Source organism: Phenylobacterium sp. (assembly GCF_036723115.1).
Taxonomy (GTDB): domain Bacteria; phylum Pseudomonadota; class Alphaproteobacteria; order Caulobacterales; family Caulobacteraceae; genus Phenylobacterium.
On record NZ_DAIMHV010000176.1, the window covers coordinates 1 to 5,135 of the forward strand.

Consider the following 5,135-nt stretch of genomic DNA (forward strand, 5'->3'; position numbering starts at 1 on the left):
AAGTGCTGGATGCGGCCGTCCTTCACCGGGTCTGAGGCCCAGGATTCGGCGCCGCGCATGAGCAGCACCGGGCAGGTGATCTGGCTCCACAGATAGTGCTGATCGGCGTGGGACAGGCCGCCCAGGCCCCAGCGGGCGTGGTTGTCGAACTTCCAGCTATAGGTGCCGTCCTCGTTCTGGTGGGCGCCATAGATGGTCAGGTGGCGGGCCTGGGCGGGCGACAGGTGGGGGTTTTCCTCGGCCATGCGGGCCACGGCGTCGTCCAGGCTGGCGTAACGGCGGGGGCTGCGGCCGGAATTCTTGCGGCGGTCCTCGATCCAGTCGCGCAGGCGCTGGTCGACCGGGCGTTTGGCCTGTTCCTCCATCACCGCGGGCGAGGGGCCCAGGCCCTCGATGGCGACGATCTTCTTCACCTGGTCTGGATAGGCGCCGCAGTAGTTCAGGGCGATGCCCGCCCCCATGGAGTGGGAGATGATGGTCACCGGGGCCAGGGCTTTCTGGTGCACGATCTGGGCGATGTCATAGATGTAGGCGGCCATGTCATAGCCGCCGCCCACGGCCCAGCCGCTGTCGCCGTGGCCGCGCAGGTCGGGCGCGATGATGTGGTAGCGGTCGGCCAGGCGCTGGGCCACCCAGTCCCAGTTGCGGCAATGGTCGCGCCCGCCATGGACCAGCAGCAGGGGCGGCGCCCCCTCATTGCCCCAGTCCACATAGTGCAGGCGCAGGCGCTGGGAGAAATAGAAGTGCGAGGTGGGGCCTTCCATGGCGCTGATCTCCCCTGATCGCCGATGTGTGATCGGCCGATATGCTTCTTATGGGGGTCAGGCTTTATCACGTCCGACCCGGGGGTGAAGCCGCCTCGGGGAGGAGGCTTCGGCCGCGCGGATCAGTCGCCCCCCTCGGCGCCATCCACCGCCCGGGCCACCAGGTCGCGCCAGGCCGGGTCTGTGTCGTCCACCAGGTCCACATCCTCCAGGAGCGCGATGGCCGAGCCGCCGTCGGGCAGGATCAGGCCGAGCACCTCCAGGGTCTCGCCATCGACGCTCAGGTGGATCTCGGCCTGGACGGCCACGGCGGCCTGCTCGCCGTCCTCCTCCCACCAGATGACCGGCTGGGGCAGGTCCATCTCCAGCACCCGCGGCTCGGTGGTGTCGGCGAGCGCGAAGACCGCCCGGCCGGCCTGAACGTCGTCCAGGGTGGCCACCGCGCCGGTGAAGATGGCCAGCCGGCGCCAGTCGTCCACATCGAAGCCGGGGCCGTCATCGGCCTCGTCCAGGGGCAGGTCCGTCATGGTCAGGCCTCGCGTTCAGCGCACATAGGAGGCGCCGTTGATGTCCAGGACGGCGCCGGTCATGGCGGCGGGGGCGTCCAGCGCCAGGAAGGCGGCCAGGCCCGCCACCTCCTCCGGCTCGGTCACCCGGCCCAGGGGGATGTCGGCCAGCAGGCGATCGCCGCCGCGGCTTTCCATATAGGCCCCCCGGTCGCCGGTGACGACAAAGCCCGGACAGATGGCGAAGGCCAGCACGCCCGGCGCCGCATAGGCCCGGGCGATGGTCTTGGTCATGGCCACCAGGCCCGCCTTGGCCGCCGCATAGTGCCAGTGGTCGGGGCTGTCGCCGCGATGGGCCGAGCGGCTGGCGATGTTGATGATCCGCCCGCCCCGCCCCTGGCCGCGCCACTGGCTGACGGCGTTGCGCGAAAGGTCGGCGGCGGCGCGCAGATTGATGTTCAGCGCCCGGTCCCAGGCCTGTCGCCAGGCGGCGTCGGGCGCCTCGATGCTGACGCCCTCGAACACCCCGGCATTGTTGATCAGCACGTCGATCCGGCCGTCCAGGGCGTTCAGCGCCTGACGCCACAGGCGCTCGGCGGCGCCGGGCTCGGAAAAATCGGCGGCCAGGCGCGCAGGCGCCTCTGTGGTCGCCTGACCCACCACCCGCGCGCCCCGGGCCTCCAGGGCCGCAACAATGGCGGCGCCGATCCCGCGGGAGGCGCCGGTGACCAGGATGTGGGGCGGAGGGCTGGACATGGCCGAGCTTAAGCCGGAGTCGCCCCCCGCCGCCAAGGTTCAGCGGGCGTCGCGCCGGGCCTGGGCCACCGCGGCGGCCTTGCGCTGACGCCCCCGCTCCATGGGCCGCATCAGGTTCTCCCGCCGCTGGCTGGCGGCCTGGCGCATGCCCTGGTGGGCGTGGCGGCTGTTGGGGGCGGCGGGGCCTCCGGCGGCCTGCTTCATCTCCAGGGCGCGCTGAGCGTTCTCTGTCATCTCCACCCGGGCGGCCATCTTGCGGCGACGCTCGGCCTCGGCGTTGGCCCGGCGCAGGGCCATGGCCAGCACGGCCAGCTTGGTCTTGGAGCCGGCGTCGGCGGCCGAAGGCGTGGCGCCGCGCGGGGCGCCCTTGCCGCGCATTTCGCGCCGGCGCTGGTGGGCGGCGTCGCGGGCCTTGTTCCGGCGATCGCGCACCAGGCGGATCAGGTCGCGCAGGTCGGAATCGCTTTCCTCCTGCACCTGGGGGTGATGGGTCCGGGCCACCAGTTCTTGCTCGTCGCTGCTCAGCGCGCGCTCTTCTTCCTTGCGTGTGATCGCCATGGGACCTTCCTTCTCGTTGTGGCAGGCCGCTTGAGAGCCCGCCGCTTCTCCATTTCCGCCCGCAGGGCGGCGCTCGCCGGCCGCTACCGTGAAAGGACGAAACGCCCGTCGCGCGGCCAAGCTCCGCGCCGCATGACGTTTTCCAGGCCTCAGGGACGGACGCGCACCGGAATGCCCTTCACTGCCGGGGTCTTGGCGTCCTGCGCGTGATGGCCTACCGGCGCCAGGACGTTGCACTCAGGATAATAGGCGCCCAGGCAGCCGGGCGGGATGTCGAAGGGGGTCACCCGCAGACCGTCCTTGCGCCGGTCGATCCCGTCGTCGCTGACCGTCTCCAGGGCCACCACCTGCCCGGCCTCCAGCCCCAGCCGGTCCATGTCGGCGGCGCAGATCAGCAGGACGTCGCGGGTCCCCTGGATGCCGCGGAAGCGGTCGTGATAGCCATAGACCGTGGTGTTGAACTGATCGTTGGAGCGCAGGGTCATCAGCCGGAAGACGTCCGGAGCGTCGTCGAAACCCACCGCCGACAGGCCCGGCGGGAGGATGAACCGGGCGCGCCCGCCCTCCATCCCGCTGAAGTCCCGCTCTCTCGCCGGATTGCCCCGGTGGAAGCCGCCGGGCTGGCGGAAGCGGGCGTTGAAGTCGGCGAACTTGTCGGGATAGGTCTGGGCGATGGCGTCGCGCACCTTGCCGTAGTCGTCACGCCAGGCGCCCCAGTCCAGCCGGGGATTGGGCGGCAGAAGCGCCTGGGCGATCCCGGCGACGATGGCCATTTCAGAGCGCAGGTTGGGACTGGCCGGCTCACGCGTCCCGTCGGAGGCATGGATGCAGCTGGTGGAATCTTCCATGGACACCGTCTGCGGCCGGCCGTCCTGCACGTCGCGCTCGATGCGGCTGAGCGTCGGCAGCAGATAGGCCGCGCGGCCGGTGAACAGGTGGCCGCGATTGAGCTTGGTGGCGATCTGGACCGTCAGGTCAATACTGCCCCACGCCGCCTCCAGGCGCGGACTGTCGGGCGCAGCGCGCAGGAAGTTGCCCCCCAGGCCGATGAAGGCCCGCACCTGGCGCTCCAATACGCGCTCGCAGACATCCACGGTGGTCATGCCCTCATAGCGGGGCGGCTCAAAGCCGTACTGGTCCTTCAGCACGTCGAGGGGCGCCAGCTCCGGCTTTTCGGTGATCCCCACCGTGCGCTGACCCTGGACGTTGGAGTGGCCGCGCACCGGGCACAGCCCCGCCCCTTCCCGGCCCACATTGCCGCGCAGCATCATCAGATTGCAGACCATGTTGACGTTGGAGACGCCGAACCGCTGCTGGGTCAGGCCCATGCCATAGACGCCGATGGCCGCGGTGCTGCGGGCATAGGCGGCCGCGGCCTGGGCGATGGCCGCCACGGAGAGGCCCGACTCCCGCTCGATCTCGCCCCAGTCGGCCCCGCGGCAGAAGTCGGCGAAAGCCGCATAGCCTTCGGTGTAGTCGGCGATGAAGGCGTGGTCGATCAGGGCGGGATTGCCCGCCGCCCGCGCCATCTCGTCGGCCTCGATCAGCCATTTGCAGAGGCCCGTGATGGCCGCCAGATCCCCGCCGGTCTTCACCTGGTGGTACTGGGCGCTGATCTCGGTGGTGGCCGGGCTCAGCATCTGGAACGGGGACTGCGGATTGGTGAAGGCCTCCAGTCCTCGCTCCTTCAGCGGGTTGAAGGTGACGATCTGGGCGCCGCGCCGCACGGCCTTCTGCAGGTCATGCAGCATGCGCGGGCTGTTGGAGCCCACATTCTGGCCGAAGAAGAACAGGAAGTCGGTCTTGGCGAAGTCGTCCAGGGTGACGGTGCCCACGGGCGCGCCGATGCTCTGGGTCAGACCCACCGAGGTGGACTCGTGGCACATGTTGGAGCTGTCGGGCAGGTTCTGGCTGCCATACATCCGCGCCATCAGCGCATAGGCGTAGGAGGTCTCCAGCGAGGCCCGGCCCGAGGCGTAGAAGACCGCGGCCCGGGGATCGATCTCGCGCAGGCGCCCGCCGATGGCGGCGAACGCCTCCGCCCAGTCGCATGGGACATAGCGGTCGCTGGCGGCGTCATAGCGCAGGGGGTCGGTCAGGCGGCCCGCCTGCTCCAGCTCATAGTCGGTCCAGGTCCTGAGTTCGGTCAGAGTGTGGCTTGCGAAAAAGTCGGGACCCGCGCGGCGGGGGGTGAGGTCCCAGATGGTCGCCTTGGCCCCGTTCTCGCAGAACTCCGCCGGATGCGGCTCGGCGGGCTTGGCCCAGGCGCAGCTGACGCACATGAAACCGCCGGGCTTGTTCTGCCGCATCAGCTGGTCCACCGGCAGGTCGCCAGACCGCAGGACCACCTTGGCCATGCCGCTGAGCGACCCCCAACCCCCGGCCGGACCTTCGTAGGGGTCGAAACTCAGCCGACCGACGACGTGCGGCGTGGAACGGGTCATGGGGGCTCCGCGTAGTGCTTCTTGCAGGATGGTTCACCAAGGCCAACGGCGGGGGAGGCCGAACGGTTTCCCCTTTTTCCGGGCGCCAGGCCTGCGGAGTGCGGGAT

5 protein-coding genes are annotated in these 5,135 nt (G+C 70.2%); all 5 read right to left on the reverse strand.

Annotation, left to right across the window (positions count from 1 at the left end; genetic code table 11):
* Positions 1 to 764: alpha/beta fold hydrolase (locus V7D28_RS13730; RefSeq protein ID WP_333587948.1), on the reverse strand; the 764-nt coding region annotated here is incomplete at its 3' end.
* A gap of 122 nt (positions 765 to 886) precedes the next feature.
* On the reverse strand, positions 887 to 1,291 hold the full coding sequence (locus V7D28_RS13735) for a hypothetical protein (protein WP_333587949.1): 405 nt from the start codon (positions 1,289 to 1,291) through the stop codon (positions 887 to 889).
* Between the two features lie 15 nt (positions 1,292 to 1,306).
* A complete protein-coding gene (locus V7D28_RS13740; RefSeq protein WP_333587950.1) occupies positions 1,307 to 2,026 on the reverse strand; it encodes an SDR family NAD(P)-dependent oxidoreductase in 720 nt (239 codons plus the stop codon).
* Between the two features lie 39 nt (positions 2,027 to 2,065).
* Entirely contained in the window at positions 2,066 to 2,584 is a 519-nt protein-coding gene (locus V7D28_RS13745; RefSeq protein WP_333587951.1) for a hypothetical protein, read from the reverse strand.
* Between the two features lie 149 nt (positions 2,585 to 2,733).
* Positions 2,734 to 5,028, reverse strand: a complete 2,295-nt coding sequence (locus V7D28_RS13750; protein ID WP_333587952.1) for an FdhF/YdeP family oxidoreductase — start codon at positions 5,026 to 5,028, stop codon at positions 2,734 to 2,736.
* Positions 5,029 to 5,135 lie beyond the last annotated feature (107 nt).

What these genes read in the sequence shown, in the direction of transcription:
- V7D28_RS13735 (WP_333587949.1), bottom strand. Translation starts at nt 1,291, where the DNA reads ATGACGGACCTGCCCCTGGACGAGGCCGATGACGGCCCCGGCTTCGAT.
- V7D28_RS13740 (WP_333587950.1), bottom strand. Translation starts at nt 2,026, where the DNA reads ATGTCCAGCCCTCCGCCCCACATCCTGGTCACCGGCGCCTCCCGCGGG.
- V7D28_RS13745 (WP_333587951.1), bottom strand. Translation starts at nt 2,584, where the DNA reads ATGGCGATCACACGCAAGGAAGAAGAGCGCGCGCTGAGCAGCGACGAG.
- V7D28_RS13750 (WP_333587952.1), bottom strand. Translation starts at nt 5,028, where the DNA reads ATGACCCGTTCCACGCCGCACGTCGTCGGTCGGCTGAGTTTCGACCCC.